This window comes from Streptomyces sp. NPDC031474 (assembly GCF_055581185.1).
In genome coordinates, this window is sequence record NZ_JBVIJX010000005.1 from 253,350 (window position 1) to 278,207 (window position 24,858).

Annotated in this window: 23 protein-coding genes; 10 read left to right on the forward strand and 13 right to left on the reverse strand. The window is 70.9% G+C overall.

The genetic code is table 11. The annotated features are described in order from the left end of the window. Positions 1-125 precede the first annotated feature (125 nt). From ACZ5SK_RS11870 to ACZ5SK_RS11910, 9 genes are all read right to left on the reverse strand, one after another. Positions 126-569 (reverse strand): PPOX class F420-dependent oxidoreductase, encoded by a 444-nt coding sequence (locus tag ACZ5SK_RS11870; RefSeq protein WP_334579237.1) that lies wholly within the window; start codon positions 567-569, stop codon positions 126-128. A gap of 165 nt (positions 570-734) precedes the next feature. After that, positions 735-1,433, reverse strand: a complete 699-nt coding sequence (locus tag ACZ5SK_RS11875; protein WP_334579238.1) for a type 1 glutamine amidotransferase domain-containing protein — start codon at positions 1,431-1,433, stop codon at positions 735-737. 25 nt (positions 1,434-1,458) lie between these two features. Then, positions 1,459-1,848: a nuclear transport factor 2 family protein gene (locus ACZ5SK_RS11880; RefSeq protein WP_468575883.1), complete on the reverse strand. Its 390-nt coding sequence runs from the start codon at positions 1,846-1,848 to the stop codon at positions 1,459-1,461. Positions 1,849-1,910: 62 nt separating this feature from the next. Next, positions 1,911-2,510, reverse strand: a complete 600-nt coding sequence (locus ACZ5SK_RS11885) for a flavodoxin family protein (RefSeq protein WP_468575884.1) — start codon at positions 2,508-2,510, stop codon at positions 1,911-1,913. 78 nt (positions 2,511-2,588) lie between these two features. Further along, positions 2,589-3,500, reverse strand: coding sequence for an alpha/beta hydrolase (locus ACZ5SK_RS11890; RefSeq protein ID WP_468575886.1), 912 nt, complete (start codon positions 3,498-3,500; stop codon positions 2,589-2,591). 290 nt (positions 3,501-3,790) lie between these two features. After that, complete coding sequence (locus ACZ5SK_RS11895; RefSeq protein WP_334579241.1) at positions 3,791-4,405, reverse strand: TetR/AcrR family transcriptional regulator; 615 nt, start codon at positions 4,403-4,405, stop codon at positions 3,791-3,793. Between the two features lie 3 nt (positions 4,406-4,408). Further along, a complete protein-coding gene (locus tag ACZ5SK_RS11900; protein ID WP_361706010.1) occupies positions 4,409-4,735 on the reverse strand; it encodes a non-heme iron oxygenase ferredoxin subunit in 327 nt (108 codons plus the stop codon). Between the two features lie 181 nt (positions 4,736-4,916). After that, positions 4,917-6,626, reverse strand: coding sequence for an IclR family transcriptional regulator domain-containing protein (locus ACZ5SK_RS11905; protein ID WP_468575890.1), 1,710 nt, complete (start codon positions 6,624-6,626; stop codon positions 4,917-4,919). A gap of 169 nt (positions 6,627-6,795) precedes the next feature. After that, the gene (locus ACZ5SK_RS11910; RefSeq protein WP_468416558.1) at positions 6,796-8,196 is read right to left on the reverse strand and encodes a M6 family metalloprotease domain-containing protein; all 1,401 of its coding nucleotides are present in this window, start codon (positions 8,194-8,196) and stop codon (positions 6,796-6,798) included. Between the two features lie 273 nt (positions 8,197-8,469). Here ACZ5SK_RS11910 and ACZ5SK_RS11915 point away from each other — a divergent pair, with 273 nt between their 5' ends. Both ACZ5SK_RS11915 and ACZ5SK_RS11920 read left to right on the forward strand, forming a co-directional pair. Then, entirely contained in the window at positions 8,470-9,120 is a 651-nt protein-coding gene (locus ACZ5SK_RS11915; RefSeq protein ID WP_334579244.1) for a TetR/AcrR family transcriptional regulator, read from the forward strand. Positions 9,121-9,318: 198 nt separating this feature from the next. Continuing rightward, positions 9,319-10,857: an MFS transporter gene (locus tag ACZ5SK_RS11920; RefSeq protein ID WP_334579245.1), complete on the forward strand. Its 1,539-nt coding sequence runs from the start codon at positions 9,319-9,321 to the stop codon at positions 10,855-10,857. A 37-nt stretch (positions 10,858-10,894) separates the two neighbouring features. On the opposite strand, the gene ACZ5SK_RS11925 is transcribed toward ACZ5SK_RS11920, so the two are convergent. Next, a complete protein-coding gene (locus ACZ5SK_RS11925) occupies positions 10,895-11,410 on the reverse strand; it encodes a MarR family winged helix-turn-helix transcriptional regulator (RefSeq protein WP_334579246.1) in 516 nt (171 codons plus the stop codon). 174 nt (positions 11,411-11,584) lie between these two features. Here ACZ5SK_RS11925 and ACZ5SK_RS11930 point away from each other — a divergent pair, with 174 nt between their 5' ends. Beyond that, positions 11,585-12,394, forward strand: a complete 810-nt coding sequence (locus ACZ5SK_RS11930; protein ID WP_334579248.1) for a dioxygenase family protein — start codon at positions 11,585-11,587, stop codon at positions 12,392-12,394. 59 nt (positions 12,395-12,453) lie between these two features. On the opposite strand, the gene ACZ5SK_RS11935 is transcribed toward ACZ5SK_RS11930, so the two are convergent. Next, the gene (locus tag ACZ5SK_RS11935) at positions 12,454-12,993 is read right to left on the reverse strand and encodes a GNAT family N-acetyltransferase (protein WP_334579249.1); all 540 of its coding nucleotides are present in this window, start codon (positions 12,991-12,993) and stop codon (positions 12,454-12,456) included. 218 nt (positions 12,994-13,211) lie between these two features. Between ACZ5SK_RS11935 and ACZ5SK_RS11940 the strand changes: the two genes are divergently transcribed. Both ACZ5SK_RS11940 and ACZ5SK_RS11945 read left to right on the forward strand, forming a co-directional pair. After that, positions 13,212-14,210: a sigma-70 family RNA polymerase sigma factor gene (locus ACZ5SK_RS11940; protein WP_334579250.1), complete on the forward strand. Its 999-nt coding sequence runs from the start codon at positions 13,212-13,214 to the stop codon at positions 14,208-14,210. Between the two features lie 1,075 nt (positions 14,211-15,285). Further along, the gene (locus tag ACZ5SK_RS11945) at positions 15,286-15,999 is read left to right on the forward strand and encodes a TetR/AcrR family transcriptional regulator (protein ID WP_457494520.1); all 714 of its coding nucleotides are present in this window, start codon (positions 15,286-15,288) and stop codon (positions 15,997-15,999) included. A gap of 354 nt (positions 16,000-16,353) precedes the next feature. On the opposite strand, the gene ACZ5SK_RS11950 is transcribed toward ACZ5SK_RS11945, so the two are convergent. Further along, entirely contained in the window at positions 16,354-17,337 is a 984-nt protein-coding gene (locus ACZ5SK_RS11950; RefSeq protein WP_334579251.1) for a helix-turn-helix transcriptional regulator, read from the reverse strand. Between the two features lie 62 nt (positions 17,338-17,399). Here ACZ5SK_RS11950 and ACZ5SK_RS11955 point away from each other — a divergent pair, with 62 nt between their 5' ends. The 5 genes from ACZ5SK_RS11955 to ACZ5SK_RS11975 all read left to right on the forward strand — a co-directional run bounded on the left by ACZ5SK_RS11955 (position 17,400) and on the right by ACZ5SK_RS11975 (position 23,982). Continuing rightward, positions 17,400-19,034, forward strand: a complete 1,635-nt coding sequence (locus ACZ5SK_RS11955) for an MFS transporter (protein WP_334579252.1) — start codon at positions 17,400-17,402, stop codon at positions 19,032-19,034. A 351-nt stretch (positions 19,035-19,385) separates the two neighbouring features. Further along, positions 19,386-20,147, forward strand: a complete 762-nt coding sequence (locus tag ACZ5SK_RS11960; RefSeq protein WP_334579253.1) for a DeoR/GlpR family DNA-binding transcription regulator — start codon at positions 19,386-19,388, stop codon at positions 20,145-20,147. A 68-nt stretch (positions 20,148-20,215) separates the two neighbouring features. Continuing rightward, on the forward strand, positions 20,216-21,163 hold the full coding sequence (gene pfkB / locus ACZ5SK_RS11965) for a 1-phosphofructokinase (protein WP_361706085.1): 948 nt from the start codon (positions 20,216-20,218) through the stop codon (positions 21,161-21,163). A 259-nt stretch (positions 21,164-21,422) separates the two neighbouring features. Next, a complete protein-coding gene (locus ACZ5SK_RS11970) occupies positions 21,423-23,567 on the forward strand; it encodes a PTS fructose transporter subunit IIABC (protein WP_468575895.1) in 2,145 nt (714 codons plus the stop codon). 151 nt (positions 23,568-23,718) lie between these two features. Next, complete coding sequence (locus tag ACZ5SK_RS11975) at positions 23,719-23,982, forward strand: hypothetical protein (RefSeq protein WP_361705990.1); 264 nt, start codon at positions 23,719-23,721, stop codon at positions 23,980-23,982. 87 nt (positions 23,983-24,069) lie between these two features. Here ACZ5SK_RS11975 and ACZ5SK_RS11980 read toward each other — a convergent pair whose 3' ends face one another. Beyond that, positions 24,070-24,816: a DUF6227 family protein gene (locus ACZ5SK_RS11980; protein WP_361705987.1), complete on the reverse strand. Its 747-nt coding sequence runs from the start codon at positions 24,814-24,816 to the stop codon at positions 24,070-24,072. Between the last annotated feature and the right edge of the window lie 42 nt (positions 24,817-24,858).

Sequence of the window (24,858 nt, forward strand, 5' to 3'; positions counted from 1 at the left end):
GCGGTAGATCGCCACGGCTGTTGCGCAAGCGCTGCTCGGTGGGTGGATGCCCAGATCTCCGGACACCTCAGGAACCGGCTTCCCGGTCTCCGGCCCCATCCGTACCGCCCCCTCGGGCGGGAACCTCACGACCCCGGAACACCGATAATTTTCCGCGGCACGACGCGGATGATCACGCGGTCCTCGTCGTTCTTCGCGGCGGGCAGGTCGACGCCGAGGTACTTCTGCCAGAGCTCGCGCAGGAGGCGCTTGCCCTCGTCCGGGACGATCTCGGCGGTTCCCCGGATCTCGACGGCGGTGTGGGGGTTGGCGAGGTCGTAGACCGAGACGCTGATACGGGGGTCGCGGCGCAGGTTGCGCACCTTCTGGCGATGGCCGAGGGAGGAAAAGAGCACGGTGTCGCCCTCGCCCTTGATCCAGACCACAGAGTTCTGCGGGGATCCGTCGGGGCCGATGGTGGCGACGGTGGCGTAGTTCTTGCCGTCGAGCAGGGCACGGACCCAGTCGGCGAGGGAGGGATGGCCTTCCGCAGAGGAGGAGGGAGAGGAGAGGGAGGAGGAATTCGTCATTGGGCCCACCATGGTTTTATGCATGTGCATTTGAAATAGGTTCGCCGGACCCCCGCAGGCCGTCACGCGGCCGTCGCACAGCAGCAGCCACAGAACTCGGCAGCCGAGGACACACCCGAGTGTGCACTCGGCTGCCGAATCAGGACCGCGCTTGCGTCAGCCCCGTCAGCTGAGTGCTTTGACGAGTTCCTGGGCGAGGGGGACGGCCGAGTACGGGTTCTGGCCGGTGTAGAGGGTGCGGTCGACCTGGACGTGCGGGGTGAACGGGTCGGCCTCGCGGTAGTCGGCCTTGAGTTCGCCCACGAGGCGGTCCTGCAGCAGCCACTTTGCGCGGTCCGCGAGACCGTTCTGCTTCTCCTCGGCGTTGGACAGGCCGGTCAGGCGGTAGCCGGTGAAGGGGGATGTGCCGTCGGGGCCGATGGTGGCCAGCAGGGCGGCGGGGCCGTGGCAGACCAGGGAGACCGGCTTGCCGGTGGCGAGCCACTCGGTGAGCAGCCTGCCGGAGGCGGCGTCGTCGGGCAGGTCCTCCATCGGACCCCAGCCGCCGGGGTAGAAGACGGCGACGTAGTCGTCGATGTCGACGTCCTCGATGCGCATCGGGTGCGCCAACTCGGTGGCCTCCCGCAGCGCGGTGCGCATGCGCTCGGCGCCTTCCTCGCCTCCGTTGAACTCCGCGGTGAGGCTGAGGGCGTCCGCGGTGGGCGGCACACCGCCCGGCGTCGCCGCCGCGATCTCGTATCCGGCCTCCTTGAAGACCTGGTAGGGGCCGAGGGCCTCCTCGGCCCAGAAACCGGCCGGCTGGCGGGTTCCGTCGGCCAGCGTCCAGTGGTCGGACGCGGTGATCACGAAGAGGATCTTCGCCATGGGGAGCTCCTGATGAGGGGGAGTGTCAGCCCTTGAGGGCTTCCTGGAGGACGTGGCTGTCGGCGATCTGTCGCATCCGTACGGCCTGGCCGTCCCGGACGGTCCACAGGTGCAGGAACCGGACGTCGGCCGTGTTCCCGGTCTTCGTCTCCGCGTGGTAGTGGCCGTAGACGAAGACATGGCCGGCCTCGTCCGCGTAGAACTCCTCGGGCACCGCGCCGAAGGACTCGTAGCCCGTCATCTTGCCGAAGAAGTCCGTGGCCACGCTGTCCCAGCCGTGGTAGACGCCGCTGTTCGGGAAGCCGGGGGTGATGTCCCAGACGAAGTCCGGAGCCATCGCCTCCTTGGTGACCTCGGGTGCCATTCGGGACTCGTAGACCCGGCGGATGAGGGCGAGGCTCGGGGAATCGGACATGGCGGGCTCCTTGCGCGGGGGGATGGATGCGAGGGGGATAAAGCGGAAAAGAGGTCCTGTGATCAGGCGGCGAGGGCGGCCAGCCCGGCGCGGAAGACCGCGGCCTGGCGTGCGACGCGCGCGCCCAGGTGCTCCGCGGTGGCGATGTCCGACGTGTGGACCGCCTCCGGCCCGGCGTCGGTCGGGCTCTGGGCGCCGGCGCCCAGGAAGAAACCCAGCCGGTTGATGTCGTCCTCGCTGCCCTTGGTGGAGTCCCAGCCCGGCAGCAGGCCCAGGCTGATCCAGTGCATGCCGTGCTGGGCGGCCAGGGTGGCGAAATAGCCGAGGGTGGAGGACTTGTCGCCGCTCTTCGCGCCGGAGTTGGTGAAGCCCGCGGCGAGCTTGTCCACCCAGGCGTGCGGGAACCAGCGCTTGCTGCTGGCCTGGGCGAACGTGTTGAAGGCCGCGGAGGCGGTGCCCATGTACGTCGCGGCGCCGAAGATGATCGCGTCGGCGCCGTCCAGCTGTGCCCACTGCTCGTCGGTGATGGTGTCGACGGAGACCGAGACGACCTCGGCGCCGGCTCCCGCCGCACCACGCGCCACGGCTTCGGCGATGACGGCCGTGTGGCCGTAGCCCGAATGAAAGGCGATGGCGACGGTGGGCCGACCGGGATGCGACATGGTGATCGTGCTCCTCGAATGATTCCTTCGGCGGGACAGCCCTTAGAGAACGGACTGGAGAACGGACTGGAGAACGGACTAGAGAACGGCGAAGAACTTCACCATCTTGGTGAGCGCCTGATCCATGTACTCGGGCACGTCGTACATGGCGATATGAGTCGCGCCGTCGACGACGAACAGTTCCTTCGGGCCGTTGGAAAGCTCGTACGCCTGGTCGCTGAACACCTTTGTGTCCGCCTTGCTCCCCGCGATGAGAAGCAGCGGCTGGGTCAGCAGTTGTGGAATCTGGTCGAACGCCGAGAAGGCGTACATCTTGTCCATGCTGGTCAGCAGGAAACGGCCCTTGGAATTGGGATGCTGACCACGCGGAGTCCGGTAGTAGTCATATCCCTCGCGCAGGAGGTCCGGCGTGTTGTCGTCGATCTCCTCCAGCGTCTCCGGGACGAACGGGGCGTAGACAGGCGCTGCTCCCCTCGCCTCCGCCGTGCGCTGCTGGGCGACCATTTCCAGGGTCTTGATCTGCTCGGCCACCGGGGACAGGTGCCCCAGAAAGCCCCGGGAGCCTTCGCCCATCGGAGCTGCGCTGACCGTGGCCACCGCCTTGAAGCGACGTTCGGTCTGCGCCACGCTGATCGCGTAACCGCCGCCGGCGCAGATGCCGAAGACGCCCATCCGGTCGGTGTCCACGTACGGGAGGGTGGTGAGGAAGTCCGCCGCGCAGCGGGCGTCCTCCACCCTGGTCGTCGGATCTTCCAGGAGGCGCGGTTCGCCGCCGCTTTCTCCCTGATAGGAGGAGTCGTAAACCACGGTGACAAATCCGTGGGCAGCCAGTCGCTTCGCGTACTGGCCGATGGTCTGTTCCTTCACACCGCCGGCCGGGTGAACTCCGAGGAGGGCCGGGTACTTCTTTTCCTTGTCGAAGTCGTCCGGTAGGTGAAGGTGTCCTGCGATTTCCACTGCCTTGTTTTTGAATGAAACAGTCTCGACCATGGCGGCTGTCCCCTTTTCGCCCCTGATCCGCCGACCGGCGGTCCGCACACCATGATTCGCCGGTGTCGAGATGATGTCCACTCGCGATGGGGGGAAGAAATTTTCCCCTGGACATGAATTACCGGGGAGACGGCTCCCCTTCTCATTTCCCTCAGGGCGACGGCGTTCACCCGGCTGTCCCGGGATCTGGCAATGTCGTCGTCCACCGCATCGCCGCTGACGTCCAGGAGGCGCAGGTCATGGGCGGGGCAGGCGCCGTGCGCGTCCTCCCGTCGGCCTGATCACGGCGGTCAGTGCGCGTCGGCTCCGGTGACCCGCCGCACCAGATCCACCCAGGCGCTCTGCAGCCGCGCGGTGGTGGCCTGACGCTCGCCTCGCAGGTAGTCCATGGTCTCCAGGTCGGTGAAGGCGAGCATGGCGTGCGCGAGCATGTCGTGATCGCCCTCGACGCCCGCCTCCTGAAGGAGCGAGGAGACGTGGCGATGGAACGCCCTGCCGTAGTGCGAGGTCCGGCGGCGTTCCACGGGGATCTGGCGTCCCAGCGCCGGACCCAGGTCGGTGGGGTCGGCGACGCGCTCGATCAACGCCCGGCCGAATGCCGTCAGCCGGTCCTTCGCCGGCGCTCCCGGCCCCAGCGGAGGGGGACCGAAGGTGTACGCATCGTGGAATTCCCCCTCTACGTCGTCCAGCAGGGCCAGCAGGAGCCCGTTGCGGTCGCCGAACCGGCGGAAGAGCGTGCCCTTGCCCACGCAGGCCAACCGCGCGACCTCGTGCATCGTCACGTGTGCGGCGCCCCGCTCGGCCACCAGCCAGGCGGCGGCCTCCAACAGCCGGGTCCGGTTGCGGGCGGCATCGGCGCGCTCGTCGGCGCGCTCATCGGCGGGATCGTCCGGCGGCTGCGTCACCGGTCAATCCCGCGGTGCCAGGTGCGCATATACGCAGCCGTCCTCGATCTGCACCGGATACACCGGGACGGGACGGGTCGCCGGCGGGTCGAGGGGGTGTCCGGTGCGCAGGTCGAAGCGGGAGCCGTGCAGCCAGCACTCGACCGTGCAGCCGTCCACCTCGCCCTCCGAGAGCGAGACGGCGCTGTGCGAGCACACGTCGTGGATCGCGAACAGCTCCTTCTCCGTCAGGACCAGGGAGAGGGCCACCCCCTCCACCTCGAACCGTCGGGGGACGCCCTCCTCCAGTACATCGAACGGGCAGAGGTACGTGTAACCGCTGCTGGGCATCGCTCTCCTCGGGTACGGCCATGGCGTCGGGGCTGGTGGCTGGGTGGCTGGTGACTGGGTGGCCGGGTGACTGGTCGCCCACGCTAGCGACGCAGCCGGGCACGCGGACCCGACCGCAGCCCGAGTCGGACTCGGCTGATGGACCTAAGCCGCTGCCACCCCTGCGCCGATCCCGTGGGGGTCAGGTCAGGGGGACTGTGGTGAAGCGGGAGGCTGTGTGGAGGTCCGTCTCGATGCGGGAGGCGGCGGACATCAGGGCGGGGAGGATGTCGTGGACGCAGCTCTCGGCCGTGCGACGGGCCACGTGGGTCGCCGCGTTGAGGGCGGCGATCACGCGACCCGTCCGATCGCGGATCGGGACGGCGATCGCGCGTACGCCCTGTTCCAGTTCCTCGTCGACCAGGGCGTAGAACGAGGGCGCGGGCGACGTCGGTGCGGGCGACGTCGGCGCGCCCGTGTGCTTCGGCAGCAGCACCCGGCCCATCGACGTTCCGCTCGCCGGCAGCCTCGTCCCCACCGTGATGTCCACGCTCATGACGTGGCTCGCGGGCACCTGGGCCGTGAACTGGATCTCGTCGCCCCGGTCGGTCAGGATCGCCAGGGACGTCGTCTCCTGGATCTGCGCCGCCAGTGTCGCCATGTGGGGGGTCGCGATGCGCGGGAGGGACGTGCGGGAGAGGGGCGGGAAGCCGAGCGCGAGGACTCTGGGGGTGAGGGCGAAGGCGCGGTGCGGGGTCGGGGTCACCAGGCCCAGGTGCTCGTACGTGATCAGTGCGCGGCGGGCCGTCGCTCTCGCCAGGCCCGTCGCCTTCGCGACCTCCGTGAGGGTCAGTTCCGCCCTGCCCTCGCCGAACGCGGTCAGGACGGTCATGCCCCGGGCCAGGGACTCGATGAACTCCCGGCCGAGTTCCTGTTTGGACGCGCCCGTCCAGGTCGCCAGGCCTGCGGGGGGCGGTCCGGGGTGCGGGGGCGGGGCGTGGCGCAGATCGTCCTCCATCGCCGCCACGGCCGCCCGAAGGCGCGGGAGCAGCGTTTCGCGCAGGTCCGCCGCCGTGTGCCGGCTGGTGTGGCTGACGACGCTCGCCACGCACGCGATCCGGGCGGTACGCGGATCCCGTACGGGCACGGAGACCGCCACCAGCCCCGGTTCGATCAGCTGGTCGTCCACGGCGTGGTGCGCGGACGCCGCTTCCGCCGTCCTTCGTACGAAGTCAACGTCAACGTCAACGTCAACGTCGACGTCGACGACAGCCTCGTCCTCGTCGGCGGGCTCGCCCCCCGGGGTGTGGTGGGGGAGCGGCGGTACCGTCGGGAAGTTTCGGTTCTCGGGGTCCGTGGTGCGGCGGCTGCGCCAGGTCTGCCAGTCCTCGTCCGTCCACTCGGTGGCGAACAGCGGTCCGGGGGCGGTGCGTTCGGCCGGGAGGAGGTCGCCGATGCGGAAGCTCAGGGACATCGCGCGGCGGCGGGTCGCCTGGTGGATGAAACGGATGCCGTCGCGGTCGGCGACCGCCAGGGAGACCGACTCGTCGAGTTCGTCGGCGAGGGCGTCCGCGCGGGCGTCCAGCAGGGCGGGCAGGCGCAGGGCGGCCAGGTAGGCGTTGCCCAGTTCCATGACGCGCGGGGTCAGGATCGCGTCCCGGCCGTTCAGTCGGACGTATCCCATGCGTGCGAGCGTCGCCACGATCCGGTCGACGGTCGAGCGGGCCAGGCCCGTGGCGCGTTCGAGCGCGCTGAGGCTCAGTCCGCCGTTCGCCTCGGTGAGCCGGTGCAGCACGGCGACGCCCCGCATCAACGGCGCCACGGCTTCGGCGGGGGTATCGGCGGGGGTGCTGGTGTCGCTGGAGGCAGCGTCGTCGATGGGGGACGTCGTGGCGGCGTCGGGCAGTGGCATGGGCGGTGTGTGCTCCCCGTGGAGGGTGTTCGGGACACCGTAACGGGGGGCGACGGATATCAGGGCTTGGGCAGGGTGTTCATGTGGTGGGTCCCGTCGGCGGCGAGATGGGCAGCGGCCCGGGGGCGTGCGCGGTGCTCGCCGGCCGGCTCAGGGTTCTCCGCACCTGCTACGTCCTGGTGACCCGCACCCGGTAGTCCCCCTCCGGAGCCGCCCCGGCCTCGGCCCGCGTCCCGGCCTCCGGGCCCGCCTCGGCGGCCGCTGTGCCCGTCCCCGTCCCTGTCCCTGTCCCTGTCACCGAGATCCGGATGCCGCGTTTGGGGTCCTTGAACGTCTCGCCCGGGGTGAAGGGTGCGTCGGAGAGTTCGGCGTGGACGTTGGGGCTGCGGGTGCAGCCGCCGCTGGCGGTGTGGGAGTCGTAGACGGTCACCGGCCCCATGCCGGTGTCGACGTCGGCGTCGACCTTGTAGATGAGGACGCCCGGGCGGCACACCGCCTCGTCGTTGCCGCCGGGGGCGCGCAGTTCGACGGCGTATCCGGTGCGGCCGTCGATCGGGACGAAGACCAGCTTCGGGCCGCCCGCGCGGGAGAGCGGGGTCAGTGGGTACTCCCTCGTGCCGCGGGTCGCCGCGCAGGCGATCTGGGAGGCGTCCAGCCAGCCCAGCTTCCACTTGTGCCAGCCGAGCATGTCGTTGTTGGCCCCCCAGTCCTCGCTCATGATGTCCCAGTGGCCGACCGCGCCCCCGCCCTCCTGGGTGTAGAGGTCGGGCAGGCCGAAGACATGGCCGTTCTCGTGCGGGAGGACCCGGTAGCCGGTGCGGTCGTAGGAGCCGGAGCCGTCGTCCTGGCGGGAGTAGACGAAGGACGCGTTCGCCACCGACACCCCGTCGGCGACCGGCGCCTCGGTGTTGCCGGCGAACGTCACCGACAGGACCGTGTCCAGCGCGGAGGGGCCCGCGTTCGGGGTGACCAGCACGTTCAGGAGGTCGTACGCGCGGAAGTCCACGGTCGGGTCGGCGGCGGCCACGATGTCCTGGACGAGTTCGCGGTAGCCGGGGTCGAAGGGCGCGCCGCGCTGTATGCCGTACGCGCGGAACGACTTGGGCATGCGCAGCCAGTGCGGGATCGGGGTCTCGGCGTGGTAGGCGAGGCGGCCGTAGGACGCTGTGTGAAACCATTGCTCGGTCTTCGGGAAGAACTCGCGGTAGCGGTTCAGCGCGCTGCCCGGGCCGGGCGCGTCCGAGAAGTCGATCATCAGGGTGAGGGCGCGGACGGTGCCGGTGGAGCGTGCGTAGCCGCCGGTGGTCGGGACCCCTTCGGACATCTGGACGGACGAGCGTCCGCTGATCATGCAGGGCGCGAGCGCGGAAGAGCGGGCCAGGGAGATCGGGCCCGCGCCGGCCGCCGCCGAGCCGGGGAACGGCCGGAGGTGTCCCGTGCCGGCCGACGTGCTGACGGCCAGGGTCAGGGCGGTGACCGAGGCGAGGGCGGCGGCGCGGCGCGGGCGTATCCGACGGCGGAGCGGCTCGCCTGTGCGGGCCGGGGCGGTGCGCACGGGCTGCGGCTGCATGCGGGGGGCCTCTCGCTCCGGGCAGCCGCCGGTCACCGGCTGCACCCTTGCGATCACCCTGTGTCGGGGCGCACGCGGGCGCGCGCTGGAGGAGACCGATCGTGGATTACCGGGTGGTAGTCGCCTCACGAGGGTGTGGCTCAGGTCACATCGAGAAAGTCTCCGGTCCGGGAAATAACCGGGGACCTCTTCCCCGTTTAGTCAGGTGTCCGAGTGAAACGGGGACTCCATCCCCGGATCGCAACCCGTCGCAGAACTCAGCAGGAGTACGCCGTGCAGACCGCGACCGCCACCCCCACCGCGCGTAAGGTGACCCGGCCCCGCGCCGACGCCCTGCGCAACCGGGAGCGGATCGTCACCGCCGCCCGCGAGATGTTCGTCGAGTTCGGCCCCGATGTGCCGCTCGATGACATCGCCCGCCGGGCCGGCGTCGGCAACGCCACGGTGTACCGCAACTTCCCCGACCGGGACGCGCTGGTCCGTGAGGTCGTCTGCTCGGTGCTGGACCGCACGGTCCGCGCCGGACAGGTCGCCCTCGCCGAGACCGGTGACGCGTTCGGGGCCCTGGAGCGGTTCGTGCACGCCTCCGCCGACGAGCGGATCAGCGCGCTCTGCCCGATGATGTCCAGCACCTTCGACCAGTTCCACCCCGACCTCGAAGCCGCGCGTGAACGGGCCGAGCGGATCGTCGAGGAGGTCATGGACCGCGCGAAGGCGGCCGGGCAGCTCAGGCCCGACGTCGGCGTGGGGGACGTGATGATCGCGGTGGCCCAGCTCAGCCGGCCCCCGGCCGGCACCGGATGCCTGAGCGCCGACCGCTTCGTCCACCGCCACCTCCAGCTGTTCCTGGACGGGCTGCGGGCCCCGGCCCCCTCCGTCCTGCCGGGAGCGGCCGTGACCATGGAGGACCTGCGCCAGTCCTGAGCGATTAGTCCGCGGCGTCGCGGAAGTCAGCACACAGAACTCAGCACACAGACCCAGCACACAGACCCAGCACACAGACTCAGACCACAGACTCAGCACACAGACCACAGACGTTGTGCCCGAACGGCTGTCATCGACGACGAGCCGCTCCCTTTTCTCACGTTTTTTCCGTCACGAAGTCCCGAAGCGGGTATCCCCATGTCTCAAACAGCCCAGAAGGCCCCCGGTAAGACGGGCGCCGCGCCGGACGCCAACCGGTGGAAAGCGCTGGCCTTCATCGCCCTCGCCCAGCTGATGGTCGTCCTCGACGCGACCATCGTGAACATCGCCATGCCCTCCGCGCAGCAGGACCTGGGCATCTCCGACGGCAACCGGCAGTGGATCGTCACCGCCTACGCCCTCGCCTTCGGCGGTCTGCTGCTCTTCGGCGGCCGCATAGCCGACCTGTGGGGCCGTAAGCGCGCCTTCGTCGTCGGCCTCGGCGGCTTCGCCGCGGCCTCCGCGCTCGGTGGCGCGGCCGCCAACGAGGCGATGATGTTCGGTGCCCGTGCCCTGCAGGGCGCCTTCGGTGCGCTGCTCGCGCCCGCCGCTCTGTCGCTGCTCGCCGTGATGTTCACGGACGCGAAGGAGCGCGCCAAGGCGTTCGGCATCTACGGCGCGATCGCCGGTGGTGGCGGCGCCGTCGGTCTGATCCTCGGCGGGTTCCTCACCGAGTACCTGGACTGGCGCTGGACGTTCTTCGTCAACATCCCGTTCGCGATCATCGCCGCGGCCGGCGCCTACTTCGTCATCCGTGAGCCCGAGGGCGGCCGCAACCGCTCCGCGCTCGACATCCCGGGCGTCATTCTCTCCACCCTGGGCCTGGTCGCGCTGGTCTACGGCTTCACCCGCGCCGAGTCCGAGGGCTGGAGCGACTCGGTGACGATCGGCATGTTCGCCGCGTCCGCCGTGCTGCTGCTCGCCTTCGTGGTCGTCGAGTCGAAGGTCAAGGCTCCGCTGCTGCCGCTGCGCGTGATCACCGAGCGCAACCGCGGCGGTGTCTACCTCTCCCTCGGCCTCGCGATCATCGCGATGTTCGGTCTGTTCCTCTTCCTGACCTACTACCTGCAGATCGTGAAGGGCTACTCGCCGGTCAAGACCGGCTTCGCCTTCCTCCCGATGATCGCGGGCATGATCACCGGCTCCACCCAGATCGGCACCCGTCTGATGACCCGGGTCGCTCCGCGTCTGCTGATGGGCCCGGGCTTCCTGGTCGCCGCGCTCGGCATGCTGCTGCTGACCCAGCTGGAGGTCGACACCTCGTACGCGGCCGTGCTGCTGCCGGGGATGCTGCTGCTCGGCCTCGGCATGGGCTCGGCGTTCATGCCGGCCATGTCCCTGGCCACCCTGGGCGTCGAGCCGCGGGACGCCGGTGTCGCCTCCGCGATGGTCAACACCTCGCAGCAGGTGGGCGGCGCCATCGGCACCGCGCTGCTGAACACGATCGCCGCGTCCGCGACGACCTCGTACATCAAGGACCACGTCGCCGGCGCCACCTCCAGGCCCCAGCAGCAGCTGGTGCAGCTGGAGGGCATGGTGCACGGCTACACCAGCGCCATCTGGTTCGCCGTCGGCATCCTGGTCGCCGCCGCGACGATCGCCCTGACCCTCGTCAACACCGGCAAGCCGGACATGGGCGCGGTCGCGGGCTCGGGGGCCGAGGACGCCGAGGACGCGGTGCCGGTGATGGTCCACTGACGCGCGTAGCTCTGGCGCGCCCGGCCTTCAGGGGCCGTTAGCGCAGCCAGGGCAGGTCGGCACCCGCTTCGTTGGGCTGAAGTCCCTCGGCGATGATCTGCATGATCTCGCCGAGGGACTTCTGCTGTTCGGGGGTGAGCCGGTCGAACACCGCGTTGCGGACGATGGCGACGTGGCCCGGTGCGGCCTGCCGGAGCACCTCCAGGCCCTGGTCGGTCAGGACGGCGAACTGGCCGCGCTTGTCGGAGGGGCAGTCCTCGCGCCGGACCCAGCCGTTCTTCTCCAGGCGGGCGATGGCGTGCGAGAGACGGGAACGGGTGATCTTCGCGTGCATGGCCAGCTCGGTCATCCGCAGTCGCCGCTGGGGGGACTCGGCGAGCTTGACCAGGAGTCCGTAATAGACGTGTGGCATGCCCGCATCACGCTGGAGCTGGCGGTCCATATGGTCTTCCAGGAGGGTCGTGGCGTGCACGTAGGAACGCCAGATGAGCTGCTCCTCGGCGGTGAGCCAGCGGGGCTCGTCAGCGTCAGTGGGTACGGATGCCGTCGTCATTACTCCATGGTAAACGCCGTCTCCTTGAAAATTAAATCAATTAGGAATATGCTCACTGACATTGACGTTTTAGGTTTCAATCAACAGAGCCTGACGATCCAGCAGCGCCAGCAGCGCCAGGAGTGCCAGGAACGCCAGGAGTGAGGGGCTGAGGTCCCGGAAGGAGTCACCGCCATGACCGCCGTACCCCAGGAACGATCCCTTCCCCGGGGGCGCATGCCCGCGCTCTACCTCAGTCACGGCGCCCCGCCGCTCGCCGACGACCCGATCTGGCCCGGCGAACTCGCCGCCTGGTCCGCAGACCTGCCGCGCCCCAAGGCGATCCTCATGGTCTCCGCCCACTGGGAGGAGGCCCCGCTCGCCCTCGGCGCCGTCGACCCCGTCCCCCTGGTCTACGACTTCTGGGGCTTCCCCGAGCACTACTACCGGGTGACGTACGACGCCCCCGGCGCACCGGAGCTCGCCGAGAGCGTACGCAAGCTGCTGCGCGCCCCGGGCATCCCCGTACAGGACATCCCCGACCGCGGCCTCGACCACGGCGCGTACGTCCCGCTCGTCGAGATGTTCCCGACCGCCGACATCCCCGTCCTGCAGATCTCCATGCCGACCCTCGACCCCGTCAAGCTCATGGAGATCGGCCGCAAGCTGGCGCCCCTGCGTGACGAGGGCGTCCTGATCGTCGGCTCCGGCTTCTTCACCCACAACCTGGCCGCGCTACGGCACACAGGCCCGGGCGTGCCGACCTGGTCCTCCGAGTTCGACGACTGGGGCAGGCGCGCACTGGAGGCCCGCGACTGGGACAGTCTGCTGGACTTCCTCCACAAGGCCCCGGCCGGCCGGTACGCCCACCCGCGCACCGAGCACTTCGCCCCGCTCTTCGTGACCATGGGCGCGGCGGAGGTGTCCGGCGAGCTGGACGCGCAGAAGTCGGTGATCGACGGGTTCTGGGGGGGAATGGCGAAGCGGTCGGTGCAGTTCGGCTGAGGCCGGCCGACAGGTCCTGTCTAGAGGTCCCGCCTGGAGGTCCCGCCTAGAGGTCCTGTCTAGAGGTCCTTCTCGTACCAGGCGACGTCCCAGTAGCGGCCGAACTTGCGGCCCACCTCCCGGTAGGTGCCGACATGCCGGAAACCGAAGCGTTCGTGCAGCCGCGCGGACGCTTCGTTCGGTTGCGCGATGCCCGCGTACGCCCGGTGCACGTCCTCGCCGGCCAGCGCCTCGAAGAGCGCCTCGTACAGGAGCGTGCCGATGCCGCGCCGGCCGGCGTGCGGGGCGACGTAGACCGTCACCTCCACCGAGGTGGAGTACGCCGCCTTCGGCCGGTAAGGGCTGGATGTGGCGTAGCCGAGGATTTCCTGTGAGGTCCCCCGGATGTCCTGTGAGTCCGCCTCTGTGGCAACCATCAGGCGGTACGGCCCGTCTTCAGGGTGGGAGAGCAGCCAAGGACGTCGCTCTTCCGGAGTGAAAACCGCCGTGTCGAATGTGATGGACGTCTCATGTACGTAGTGGTTGTAGAGGCGCGTGAGGGCGTCGAGATCACCTTCGACTCCCGGTCTGACCTGCACCTCTTTAGGTCCTGACGGCATCGCGCCTCCCCGCGTGGTCGGACAGGGTACTGCATGATCATAAAAATCGGGGTGCGGGTTGGGAATTCTGTCCTGATTCCAGTCGTTGTTTCCATCGGATGCAGGGCACACGAGGAGAGTTCCGAGAGTTCCAGGCTTCAGTTCCAGGGCTTTCGAAACCTCCGAGACGCCGAGCGTCCGAAGGCCACCCGCTGAACCTCCATCGCAAGGGAGCACGCATGGCAACCCGTGCCGTCGCCCGTCGCAAGTCCGCCACTGGCGGGACGACCGACGCGGCCCGCAGTGTTCGCGCCCATGGCGGCGAGATCGCCGACCGCGACCTGGTCGGCATGTACCTCGACGAGATCGCGCGTACACCGCTGCTCGACGCCGCCAAGGAAGTCGAGTTGTCCCAGATCATCGAGGCGGGCGTCTTCGCGCAGCAGGTCCTCGACGGCGAGGAGGAGTCCAAGGCGGACGCCTCCCGTGAGGAGCTCGAGGCCCTGGTCGCCGACAGCGAGCGGGCCAAGGACGTCTTCATCCGATCCAACCTCCGCCTGGTCGTCGCGGTCGCCCGCCGCTACCCCCGCAGCGGTCTGCCCCTCCTCGACCTCATCCAGGAGGGCAACGCAGGTCTGGTACGCGCGGTCGAGAAGTTCGACTACCGCAAGGGCTTCAAGTTCTCCACGTACGCGACCTGGTGGATCCGGCAGGCCATCACCCGCTCGATAGCGGACCAGTCGCGCACGATCCGCCTGCCCGTCCACCTCGTGGAGGAGCTGGGCCGGATCCGGCGCGTGCAGCGCGAGTTCAACCGGGAGAACGGCCGCGACCCGGAGCCCGCCGAGATCGCGACCGAGCTCGGCTCCACGCCGGAGCGCGTCACGGACGTCCTGGACTGGGCCCGTGACCCGGTCTCGCTGAACATGTCGGTCGACGACGACGGCGACACACAGTTCGGCGACCTGCTGGAGGACACCTCCGCGGTCTCGCCCGAACAGTCCGTCCTGACCCTGCTGCGCAGCGAGGAACTGGACGGCCTGATCGACCGCCTCGACCCGCGCACGGCGTCCATCATCAAGATGCGGTACGGCATCGACGACGGCCGCGAGCGCACCCTCACCGAGGTCGGCAAGGAACACGGCCTGACCAGGGAACGCATCCGCCAGATCGAAAAGCACGCCCTCCTGGAACTGAAGAAACTCGCCCGCGACACCGGCTTCGAAGCAGCGGCATAACGCACGGCGCGCGGCGCCTGCGCTCCGCCGGGCTGGCCTGGACCGGGTGGGAGTGGGCTGGGCCGGGCGGGGCCGGGTGGCCTGGACCGCCGGGACTGGGCTGGGCTGGATGGGCTGGACCGGGCCGGGCGGGACTGGACCGCGCTGGGCCGGGCGGCGGACTGGGCCGGGCTAGGCAGGACCGGGCTGGGCAGCGGGCGGGGCTGGGCGACTGCTGGGTCGGGCTGGGCGAGTCTCAGCGTGCGGCTCGGGTGTGCTTGATGTCCGGCCGGGCGGGGCGGTACCGGAGGTCGGGGTGGGCTGATGCCCGGCTCGGCGGCAGGCCCGTGCGGCCGGCTGGTCCGGTGCGTCTGCCCGTCCCGTCGGGCGGGGCGTGTGGCTCGGCCGGGCCGGTGTCGCTGCCCATGGGGCGGGTCCCGCGCCGAGCGGCTGGGGAGCCGGGTCGCGGCGGCCGACTGGGGCCGAGGCTGGGGTGAGTGGGCCTCGGGCGTTGCCTGGTGCTGGGTTTCCGCCCGCGTACGCCGGGTGGTGGAGGGCCGCGCAAACATGGCGTGGGAACGCCGCTTCAACCAGGAGGAGTGCGGGAACAAGACTTCAGAGCACGGGAGTTCAGGTCGGCACGGGAGTTCGGGTCGACCGGACCCTGCAGCTTCCTCCGAGATCTTTGTCCTACGTGAGCCAAGTCCCGACGCACATCCCCCCGGCGCCGGGACTCTCCCCGAGCCGGGCTTCGGCGCCTCTCCCCCCAGGCGCCGGGGCCCGGCTCCCTCTTGTCCCCCGAGTTAGCCCCCTGGGTTCGTTCCGCGAGTTCGCCCCCGAGTTCGTCCCGCGAGTGGGGATCGTGGTCCCGGGCGGGGGCCGTGGTCCCGGGCGGGGATTGCGGGCGCACACGCCCGGCGCGGGGTACCGAAAGCGGGCGGGCACGCCGAAGGGCGGGACACCCCGTACCTGAACCACGGGGTGGCCCGCCCGAATGGCAGATTGTGCCACATGGGCATAGCCTGCCGAGGTGATCAGCTCCACCTCCCCCTCCGCCCAGGCTTCGCTGACCGAGCGGCGCAAAGCGGCGACCCGCATGGAGATCGCCCGGGCGGCGGCCGGCCTCTTCGTCAGCCGGGGCCTGAAGGCCACCCGCGCCGAGGACATCGCCCAGGCCGCAGGCATCGCCCCGCGCACCTTCTACCGGTACTTCGCGACGAAGGAGGAAGCCGTCACCCCGCTCTACGCGGCGGGCGCCCAGCGCTGGGCGGAGGCAGTGCGCGACGCCCCTGCCGAACTGCCCGTCCCGGAGGCGCTGGAGCACGCCGTACGACACACCCTCGTCCCCGGTCGTGGAGTGTCGGCGGCGTCCTGGGAGTGGGTCCGCACGCTGATCCGGCTGGCCGGAACGAGTCCCGCGCTCGGCAAGGTCTGGGCGGAGGTCTGCCACACCTCGGAGACCACGCTCGCAGAGGTGCTGGCGGAGCGGGTGCAGGCCGCCGCCACAACGCCCACGGCCGCCCCGTCGCCCAGCAGTGCCCCCGACAACGTTGCCTCACCGCACCAGCGCTTCACCGCAGCGGTGGCCAGCGCCACCGTCCGGGTCGCGGTCGAGAGCTGGGCGGCGAGCAGCACCCCGCCCACCGGCCCCCAGGGCCCGGCAGAACTGGCCCTGCACAACCTGCGGTCCCTGCGGGGCTTCACGTGGGAAGAAGGGCCGGCTGAAAGATCGCCGCAGGGACCCGCGGAGAGGCCGACAGCGGGGCCGGCGCAGGGGCCGGCGCAGGGGCCGCCGCAGGGGCCGACGTAGGGGGCCGACGTAGGGGCGGCCGGAGAGGCCGACTGCGGGGCCGCCGCAGGGGCAGGCGGAGAGGCCTACAGCAGGGCCGGCGTAGGGGCGGCAGGTGGGCAGGTCGGCTGAAATGGCCGACGGAGAGGCCGACAGGGCGGCCGGCGAAGCGCCCGACGGAGTCGCCTCAACAGCCCTGACCGGCCGCCCTCTTACCCAGCCCGCTCACCCCGCGCGGCTCGCCCGCCCACGCGCTCACCCACACTCGCACCCGGCCGCCCGCCCGTCTGCCCGCTCACCCGCCTGTCTGCCCGATCCCCCACCCGTCCGCCCGCTCACCCACCCGTCTGCCCGATCGCCGGGCGGGGTGCCCGCTCACCCACCCGCCGCCCGCCCCAACCGTCCCCCCAACTCCCGTACGGACTCCACCAGTTCCGCCGGTCGGCGGACCGAGAACTCGCAACCCAGCATGGCGAGTCGTACCGCCACCCACTCCACCGGGTCGCTGGTCGAGCTGCGCAGGCGGCAGCCGTTCTCGCCGTTCTCCGGCGGGTGGGCGACCGGCGTTCCCAGCGAGGCCGACAGCCGCGTCGCCACGAACTCGGCCGGGGCGTCGAAGGTGACGTCGAGTTCGTACTCGCCGGCGTCCGGGCGTCGTTGGATGGACCGCCGGAGATATTCCGCGGCGCTGCCCGTCGGCAGTTCCCGCGGTGTGAAGCGGGCGCCGGTCGCGAACGGGTCCTGGATCCGGTCGACGCGGAACGTCCGCCAGTCGTCGCGGTCGAGGTCGTACGCCACCAGGTACCACCGTCGGCCCGTGGACACGAGCCGGTAGGGCTCGGTCAGGCGGCGCGTCTGCGTGCCGTCCTTCGCGCAGTAGGCGAACCGCAACCGCTCCTGTCCGGCCACCGTGGACGCGATGACGGTCAGCGTCTCGGGTGCGATGCTCGCGCCGTCTCCGCTGGTCAGCGGTGTGGTCGCGGCCTGGAGGACGGACACGCGGTGACGCAGCCGGGCCGGCAGCACCTGCTCCAGCTTGGCCAGGGCCCGTACGGACGCCTCGTCGACCCCCTCCAGTGCGTGCCCGGCGCCCGCCCGCAGCCCGACCGCGATCGCCACCGCCTCCTCGTCGTCGAGCACGAGCGGCGGCATCGCCTTGCCCGCGACCAGCCGGTACCCGCCGTCCGAGCCCTTGGACGCCTGCACGGGATACCCCAGTTCGCGCAGCCGGTCGACGTCCCGCCGGACCGTGCGGCGGGACACCCCGAGCCGGTCGGCGAGTTCGCCGCCGGGCCATTCGCGGGGCGTCTGGAGGAGGGAGAGGAGCTGCAGCAGCCGAGCCGGAGTGTCCGTCGTCATGCAACCGAGGATGCCGCACCACTAGGACACGATCTGACCTAATGCGGTCCTACTGTCACACCATGACCTCCACGGAGACCTCCACCGACGAGCAGTCGGCCCCTTCCGTCCCCGAGAAGACCCCGGGTGACCGCCGCCGCTGGTTCGCACTCGCCATCGTGATGACCGCGGCCTTCATGGACCTCGTCGACGTCACGATCGTCAACATCGCCATCCCCTCCATCCAGCAGGACGCGGGTGCCTCCTGGAGCCAGATCCAGTGGATCACCGCCGGTTACGCCCTCGCCTTCGCCGCGGGACTCATCACCGGCGGGCGGCTCGGCGACATCCACGGCCGCAAGCGGCTGTTCCTCGTCGGCATCGGAGGCTTCACCCTCGCTTCCGCGCTGTGCGGTCTCGCCGCGAACCCGGAGATGCTGGTCGCATCCCGCATCCTCCAGGGCGGCATGGCGGCGATGATGGTCCCGCAGGTGCTGTCGATCGTGCACGCCACGTTCCCGGCGCACGAGCGCGGGAAGGTGTTCGGGCTCTTCGGCGCGGTCGTGGGGCTGGGGGCCGTCTCCGGACCGCTGCTCGGCGCGCTGCTGACGGAGTGGAACCTGTTCGGTCTCGAGTGGCGGCCGATCTTCCTCATCAACCTGCCGGTCGGCATCGCCGGACTGATCCTCGGCAGCCGCTTCATCACGGAGTCCAAGGCCCCGAAGGCGCTGAAGCTGGACCTCGTCGGAGTCGTCCTGGTCGTCGTCGGACTGCTCATGCTGCTCTACCCGCTCACCCGCGGCCGTGAGCTGGGCTGGCCGGTGTGGGGGTACGTGTCGATGGCCGGCTCGCTCGCCGTCTTCGGGGCGCTCGTCGCCTACGAGCGGCGCAAGGGCGCACGGGACGGCTCGCCGCTGATCGAGCTCTCCCTCTTCCGGGTGAAGAGCTTCGCGGCCGGCATCGCCGTGCAGACCGTCTTCGGGGTCGGCCTCGGCGTGTTCTTCCTGGTCTGGACGCTGTACATGCAGACCGGCCTGGGCTGGAGCCCGCTGAAGGCCGGCCTGACCGGGGTGCCGTTCTCGATCGCCGTCTCGCTGGCCGCGGGGCTGTCCGTCCAGCAGCTTGTCCCGCGCTTCGGACGCAAGGTGCTCCAGACGGGCGCCCTGGCCATGGGTGCCGGTGTGCTCCTGTACATCTGGGAGTCCGAGCGCTACGGCCTCGCCATCGCCCCGTGGCAGATGGCGCTCCCGCTGGTCGTGATGGGCCTCGGCATGGGCCTGATCGTCGCCCCGCTGACGGACGCGGTGCTGTCGGAGGTGCCGCGCGAGCACGCCGGTTCGGCGTCCGGGCTCATCAACACCGTCCAGCAGATGGGCAACGCGCTCGGCCTCGGCCTCGTCGCGGTCGTCTTCTTCGGTGAGATCGGCGACCGGCTGACCCCGGTCCAGGTGCGTCCCGCCTTCGTGAACGCCTTCCAGCACGCCCTGGGCTGGGTGGCCCTGGTGATGTTCGCGATCTTCCTGCTGATGTTCGCCCTGCCGAAGCGTCCGGCACAGCACGTGGAGGGCGCGATCGAGGACGCCTCCCACGACGGGGACGCCTCCCATGGCGAGGACGCCTCCCGCGGCGAGGGGAGCACCCGTGGCGAGGAGAGCACCCGTGGCGGGGAGGGCTCGTCTGGCGGGGAGCACGAGCGGGAGACGGAGCTTGTGGGATGACCTGACCCACGCACTCCCCAGGCGAAGGGCCCGGCACCCCAGGTGCGGGGCCCTTCGCCATGCCGCCACAGGGCAGGGCCGAGAGCTCGGCCTCGGGCGACGCCGGACCGGGCGTCCGGCGGACCTGCCGGTGCCGGACCTGTCGGTGCCGGACCTGTCGGTGCCGGACCTGTCGACGCCGGACCGGGCGACGCCGGACCGGGCGGTGGTGGGCGGTCGATCGTGGGACGGAAGTCCGTTCATGCCCGAATCGGGTCCGAACCTGTTTACTTTCCGGAAATCCGGGCGTAGCCTCCGTGACGAAACCACAAGTTCGGGCATAAACCTGGTAAGGGTCGGAGGCGAACGGACATGTACGCACCGGAGCGGCAGCAGGAGATCCTGCGGCTCGCCCGTGACGGCGGCCGGGTGGACGTCCTGTCGCTGGCCGAGGAGTTCCAGGTCACGGCGGAGACGATCCGCCGCGATCTGAAGGCCCTCGACCGTGCGGGCCTGGTGCGTCGCGTGCACGGCGGTGCCATACCGGTCGGACGCCTTGACTTCGAACCGGATCTCGCCGAGCGCGAGGGCACCTCCGCCGGCGAGAAGGACCGCATCGCCAAGGCGGCCCTCACGGAACTGCCGTCGGAGGGCACGATGATCCTCGACGCCGGCACCACGGTCGCCCGCCTGGCCGCTGCCCTCCCACTGGAGGCCGAGCTCACCGTCGTCACGCACAGCCTGCCCATCGCGGCCCGCCTCGCGGACCACCCGGGCATGCAGCTCCACCTCGTCGGGGGGCGCGTACGGCACCGGACGCGCGCCGCCGTGGACGCCTGGGCGCTGCGCGCATACGGCGAGATCCGCGCCGACGTCCTGTTCGTCGCCGCCAACGGCTTCTCCGCCGAGCACGGGCTGACCACCCCCGACCTCGCCGAGGCCGCGGTGAAGCGGGCGGCCGTCGCCGCCGCGCGCCGCGTGGTGCTGCTCGCCGACTCCTCCAAGCACGGCCAGGAGCACTTCGCCCGCTTCGGCGACCTGAGCGACGTGGACCTGCTGATCACCGACAGCGGGCTGAGCCCCGACGACGCGGCCGCGATCGAGCGCGGCGGCACGGAAGTAGTACGCGCATGAGCAGCACGACGAGCGGTACGAGCCCGAGCGGCACCGGCATGAACAACGCGGGCCGGAGCAACGCGGGCATGATCCTCACCGTCACCCCCAACCCGTCCCTCGACCGTACCTACGAGGTCCCCTCCCTCGACCGCGGCGAGGTCATCCGCGCCACCGGCGAGCGGATGGACCCGGGCGGCAAGGGCGTGAACGTCTCGCGCGCCGTATCCGCTGGCGGGCGGCGCACGGTCGCCGTGCTGCCCCTGGGTGGTGCGCCGGGCGCACTCGTCGCCGACCTCCTCGACGCCCAGGGCATCGAGGTCGCACCGGTCCCGGTCGCCGGAGCCACCCGCTCCAACATCGCGCTCGCGGAGTCGGACGGCGTCCTGACGAAGATCAACGCGCCCGGCCCGGAGCTGTCCTTGGAGGAACAGGAACTGCTCCTGGAGACGGTCCGCGAGCAGTCGCGCGACGCCGACTGGATCGCCTGCTGCGGCAGCCTGCCCCGCGGGCTCGCGCCCTCCTGGTACGCCGAGGTGGTCGCACGGGCGCACGCCGGTGGTGCGCGCATCGCGCTGGACACCTCGGGGCGTGCGCTCCTCGAAGCGCTGCGCGAGCGGCCCGACGTGGTGAAGCCCAACGCCGAGGAGCTCGCGGAAGCCGTCGGCCGCCCCCTGGCGACCGTGGGTGACGCGGTGAAGGCGGCCGAGGAACTGCGCGAGATGGGCGCCCGAGCCGTGCTCGCAAGCCTGGGCGCCGACGGGCAGCTGCTCGTGGAGGACACGGGCACCTGGTTCGCGAGCGCACGCGTCGACGTCGTACGCAGCAACGTGGGAGCGGGCGACTCCTCCCTCGCCGGTTTCCTGATCGCCGGCGGCAGCGGTCCGGCGGCGCTCGCCTCCGCCGTCGCGCACGGCGCCGCCGCCGTCCAGCTGCCCGGCAGCGTGATGCCGACCCCGGCCGACCTGGACCCGGCGGCGGTGACGGTCACGACCGAGGTGCCGGTGGACCGCGAACTGAAGGAGCCGGTGTCATGACCCGCTTGACGTCGCCCGAAATGTTCACATCAGCGGCCGGGACGCGGCGAGGCTCCTCGTTACTCGCCGTCCACGACGGGCAGCGGGGCACCCTGAGCCGCCCCGCTGACCAGGGAACGCAGGCCCCGAACCCGCCTGCGGCCCCCCGGAGGCGGGGTTTCCCCGGCCCCGCCTCCGCCCCCCGCTTCACCTCTGTCCCCGTCCCCACCCCCGCCCACCACCCCACGCCCCGGGCGATACGCGTGCGAAGGAGCCCGCGATGAGCGACATGATCACCGCGGACCTGGTCGACCTCGACCTGTCCGCCTCAACGAAGGAAGCGGCGGCGCGATCCCTCGCCGAGCGCATGGTGTCCCTGGGCCGGGTGACCGACCTGGAGGGCTTCCTCGCCGACGTCGCCGCCCGCGAGGCCCAGATGCCCACCGGCCTCGACGGCGGCATCGGCATCCCGCACTGCCGCAGCGAACACGTCACGGAGCCGACGCTCGCCTTCGGGCGCAGCGCCGCCGGCATCGACTTCGGCGCGGCGGACGGCCCCGCCGACCTGATCTTCCTGATCGCCGCCCCGGCCGGCGCGGACGACGCCCACCTGACGATCCTGTCGTCGCTGGCCCGTCAGCTGATGAACGCCGAGTTCACCGACGCACTGCGCTCGGCCGGCGACGCGGCCGCCGCGGCCGCGCTGATCCGCGGCGAGGAAGCCCCGGCGGCAGCGGCCGAGGCCGCCTCGGCCCCGGCGTCCGTTCCGGCCTCAGCTCCGGCGTCCGCGCCCACCTCAGAGGACTCCGTGTCGGCGTCGGCGGCGGCCTCCGCCGACGCCGACACGGCCACCACCACCCAGGGCCAGGCCCAGGTCCAGGACCCGGACCCGGCCCCCGCACCCGCCTCCGCACCCGAGAGTCCCTTCAGGATCGTCGCCGTCACCTCCTGCCCGACCGGCATCGCCCACACCTACATGGCGGCCGAGTCCCTGGAGAACGCGGGCCGCGACGCGGGCGTCGAGCTGGTCGTCGAGACGCAGGGCTCGGCCGGCTTCACCCGCCTCGACCCGGCCGTCATCGCCGCCGCCGACGGCGTGATCTTCGCCCACGACGTCCCCGTACGCGACAAGGACCGCTTCGCCGGCAAGCCCACCGTGGACGTCGGCGTGAAGGCGGGCATCAACCGTCCCGCCGAACTGATCACCGAGGTGCGCGGGAAGGCGGCGCGCGGTGAGGTCAGCGCGGCGGCCAAGGGCGGCACACCGGTCGAGCGGACTGGCGAGTCCGGCGACAGCTACGGCACCAAGCTGCGCAAGTGGCTGATGACCGGCGTGAGCTACATGGTCCCGTTCGTCGCCGCGGGCGGTCTGCTGATCGCTCTCGGGTTCGCGATCGGCGGCTGGCAGATCAACAAGGCGCCCTCGGTCATGGAGCACTTCTCCTGGACCCAGGTCGACAGCTGGGGCGCCCTGCTGTTCCAGATCGGCGGAGTCGCCTTCGGCTTCCTCATCCCCGTCCTCGCCGGTTACATCGCCTACGGCATGGCCGACCGCCCCGGACTCGTCCCCGGCTTCGTCGGCGGCATGATCGCCTCCAACATCGCCGCCGGCTTCCTCGGCGGTCTGGCCGCAGGTCTGCTGGCGGGCGGCACCGTCCTCGCGATCCAGCGGATCAAGATCCCGCCGGTGCTGCGCGGCATCATGCCGGTCGTGGTGATCCCGCTGATCTCCTCGCTGGTCGTCGGCTTCCTGATGTTCGTCGTGATCGGCAAGCCCATCGCCGAGGCCCAGAAGGGCATGACGGACTGGCTGTCGGGCCTGTCCGGCACGAACGCCGTCCTGCTCGGCGTCCTGCTCGGCCTGATGATGTGCTTCGACCTCGGCGGCCCCGTCAACAAGGTCGCATACGCCTTCGCCACGGCCGGTATCGCCGTCCAGGACCCCAGCGACTCCGCGATGAAGGTCATGGCCGCAGTGATGGCCGCGGGCATGGTCCCGCCGCTGGGCATGGCACTCGCGACGACCGTCCGCAAGAAGCTCTTCACCCCGACCGAGCGGGAGAACGGCAAGGCCGCCTGGGTCCTGGGCGCCTCCTTCATCTCCGAGGGCGCGATCCCGTTCGCCGCAGCCGACCCGCTGCGCGTCATCCCGGCCTCGATGGCGGGCGGCGCGGTCACCGGCGCCCTGTCGATGGCGTTCGGCGCCACGCTCCGCGCTCCGCACGGCGGCGTCTTCGTGATCCCGCTGATCGGCAACGCCTTCCTCTACCTGGTCGCCATCGCGGCGGGCGTGTGCGTGACGACGGCCGTGGTCGTCGTCCTCAAGGGCCTGCGCAAGCCGGCCCCCGGGGCCGCCGAACCCGGGAGCACGGAGGAGACCGCGACCGCCACGTCGGCGGAGACGAAGCAGCCGGTGGCCGCGTAAGGGGCGCGGTGCTCGGCGTCGCTCTCCACGACTGTCTGCGGTGATCCGTGACTCCGTACGCGGAAAAAGGCCTTTAGCGTGATCTGCGTGGCCTGCGAGATACATCACGGTCCGGGACCAACGTCCCGGACCGTGGTGTGTACTGGGCGGTATGCCTGTGCATTTCACGCCCACTCAGCTGACGGCCATGACCGTCCTCGCCGTGGCGTCCATCGCCTGGCTGCTCGTCCTGACCCGGATCCTGCGCCGCATCCGCTCCGGTGCCGACAACCCTCCGGCGCTCCCCACCCGCCCTGACCTGCCGGCCCTCCCGAGCCAACGGCAGACCGGCCCCCATCTGGAGAGCGTCGAACTGACCCCCGCGGAGCGGGACGCCTTCGCGGGCCTCGTACGGCAACTCGACGGCGGCCGCTGACGCCCACGCGCGTCCACACCGCTCAGGCGACCTGCCCCAGCCCAGGCGATCCGCCCGCCCCTGCTGAGGCGATCCGCCCGCCCCTGCTCAGGAGACCTGTGCCGCCCGGCGTTCCATCGCGTCCCGGGCCGCCGTCTCGGACGGATACACCTCACACATGTGCCGCCCGTCGGGCGTCGCCGTGTGCTCGACCTCCCACAGGGAGATCTCCCGGCCGTCGCGCAGCAGGAACGCATGCTCGTAGAGCGAGTAGCCGAGGCCGATACGACCCGCACGGCAGGGGCGCCCGAAGGCCTGGGTGATCTGGTGCGCGAACGCCGACGTCAGCAGCGCGGCCGTGTCCGTGCCGGGCCGGTCGGGGTTCTCCGCGCGGCGCAGCAGCCGACGCGCGTGGTCCGCCGAGTCGTCCGGCACATACACATGACGGGGTGCGGTGACCGGCGCCAGCTGCACCAGTACCGGCAGTTCGAAGTCCGGGGCATCCGCCGGCAGCGGCAGCCGGGCCGTGGCGGTGCGCAACTCCTCCTCGTCGACATACACCTCGTGCTGCGGCTCGCTGCCCGGCGCGGTGTTGTGCACGAGCTCCCACAGCGTGAGGGCGCAGCCGTCGGCCAGCAGCCAGGTGTGCCGGTACGTCTCCCGGTGCAGACCCGCGCTGTGGTGCGCGGAGTGCAGCGAGCTGTCGTGGGCCAGGGCGCAGTCGAGCCGCCGCAGGGCTTCGTCAGGCAGCTCGAACGAGTTCAGGGCGCGACCGAGCAGTCGCGCGAGGTGCTCCTCCGGAGACTCGGGCGACTCGGCTGGTTCGTACGCTGTTGTCTCGTACGGAACGCTCAAGGCTTCTCCCGGCGTTGCTGCATGTCACCTTGTGGGTGCATA

What these genes read in the sequence shown, in the direction of transcription:
- ACZ5SK_RS11890 (WP_468575886.1), bottom strand. Translation starts at nt 3,500, where the DNA reads ATGGTCGAGACTGTTTCATTCAAAAACAAGGCAGTGGAAATCGCAGGA.
- ACZ5SK_RS11955 (WP_334579252.1), top strand. Translation starts at nt 17,400, where the DNA reads ATGACCTCCACGGAGACCTCCACCGACGAGCAGTCGGCCCCTTCCGTC.
- ACZ5SK_RS11945 (WP_457494520.1), top strand. Translation starts at nt 15,286, where the DNA reads ATGGAGATCGCCCGGGCGGCGGCCGGCCTCTTCGTCAGCCGGGGCCTG.
- ACZ5SK_RS11975 (WP_361705990.1), top strand. Translation starts at nt 23,719, where the DNA reads ATGCCTGTGCATTTCACGCCCACTCAGCTGACGGCCATGACCGTCCTC.
- ACZ5SK_RS11885 (WP_468575884.1), bottom strand. Translation starts at nt 2,510, where the DNA reads ATGTCGCATCCCGGTCGGCCCACCGTCGCCATCGCCTTTCATTCGGGC.
- ACZ5SK_RS11930 (WP_334579248.1), top strand. Translation starts at nt 11,585, where the DNA reads ATGACCGCCGTACCCCAGGAACGATCCCTTCCCCGGGGGCGCATGCCC.
- pfkB (WP_361706085.1), top strand. Translation starts at nt 20,216, where the DNA reads ATGATCCTCACCGTCACCCCCAACCCGTCCCTCGACCGTACCTACGAG.
- ACZ5SK_RS11900 (WP_361706010.1), bottom strand. Translation starts at nt 4,735, where the DNA reads ATGCCCAGCAGCGGTTACACGTACCTCTGCCCGTTCGATGTACTGGAG.
- ACZ5SK_RS11970 (WP_468575895.1), top strand. Translation starts at nt 21,423, where the DNA reads ATGAGCGACATGATCACCGCGGACCTGGTCGACCTCGACCTGTCCGCC.
- ACZ5SK_RS11950 (WP_334579251.1), bottom strand. Translation starts at nt 17,337, where the DNA reads ATGACGACGGACACTCCGGCTCGGCTGCTGCAGCTCCTCTCCCTCCTC.
- ACZ5SK_RS11925 (WP_334579246.1), bottom strand. Translation starts at nt 11,410, where the DNA reads ATGACGACGGCATCCGTACCCACTGACGCTGACGAGCCCCGCTGGCTC.
- ACZ5SK_RS11875 (WP_334579238.1), bottom strand. Translation starts at nt 1,433, where the DNA reads ATGGCGAAGATCCTCTTCGTGATCACCGCGTCCGACCACTGGACGCTG.
- ACZ5SK_RS11910 (WP_468416558.1), bottom strand. Translation starts at nt 8,196, where the DNA reads ATGCAGCCGCAGCCCGTGCGCACCGCCCCGGCCCGCACAGGCGAGCCG.
- ACZ5SK_RS11960 (WP_334579253.1), top strand. Translation starts at nt 19,386, where the DNA reads ATGTACGCACCGGAGCGGCAGCAGGAGATCCTGCGGCTCGCCCGTGAC.
- ACZ5SK_RS11870 (WP_334579237.1), bottom strand. Translation starts at nt 569, where the DNA reads ATGACGAATTCCTCCTCCCTCTCCTCTCCCTCCTCCTCTGCGGAAGGC.
- ACZ5SK_RS11905 (WP_468575890.1), bottom strand. Translation starts at nt 6,626, where the DNA reads ATGCCACTGCCCGACGCCGCCACGACGTCCCCCATCGACGACGCTGCC.
- ACZ5SK_RS11935 (WP_334579249.1), bottom strand. Translation starts at nt 12,993, where the DNA reads ATGCCGTCAGGACCTAAAGAGGTGCAGGTCAGACCGGGAGTCGAAGGT.
- ACZ5SK_RS11940 (WP_334579250.1), top strand. Translation starts at nt 13,212, where the DNA reads ATGGCAACCCGTGCCGTCGCCCGTCGCAAGTCCGCCACTGGCGGGACG.
- ACZ5SK_RS11880 (WP_468575883.1), bottom strand. Translation starts at nt 1,848, where the DNA reads ATGTCCGATTCCCCGAGCCTCGCCCTCATCCGCCGGGTCTACGAGTCC.
- ACZ5SK_RS11920 (WP_334579245.1), top strand. Translation starts at nt 9,319, where the DNA reads ATGTCTCAAACAGCCCAGAAGGCCCCCGGTAAGACGGGCGCCGCGCCG.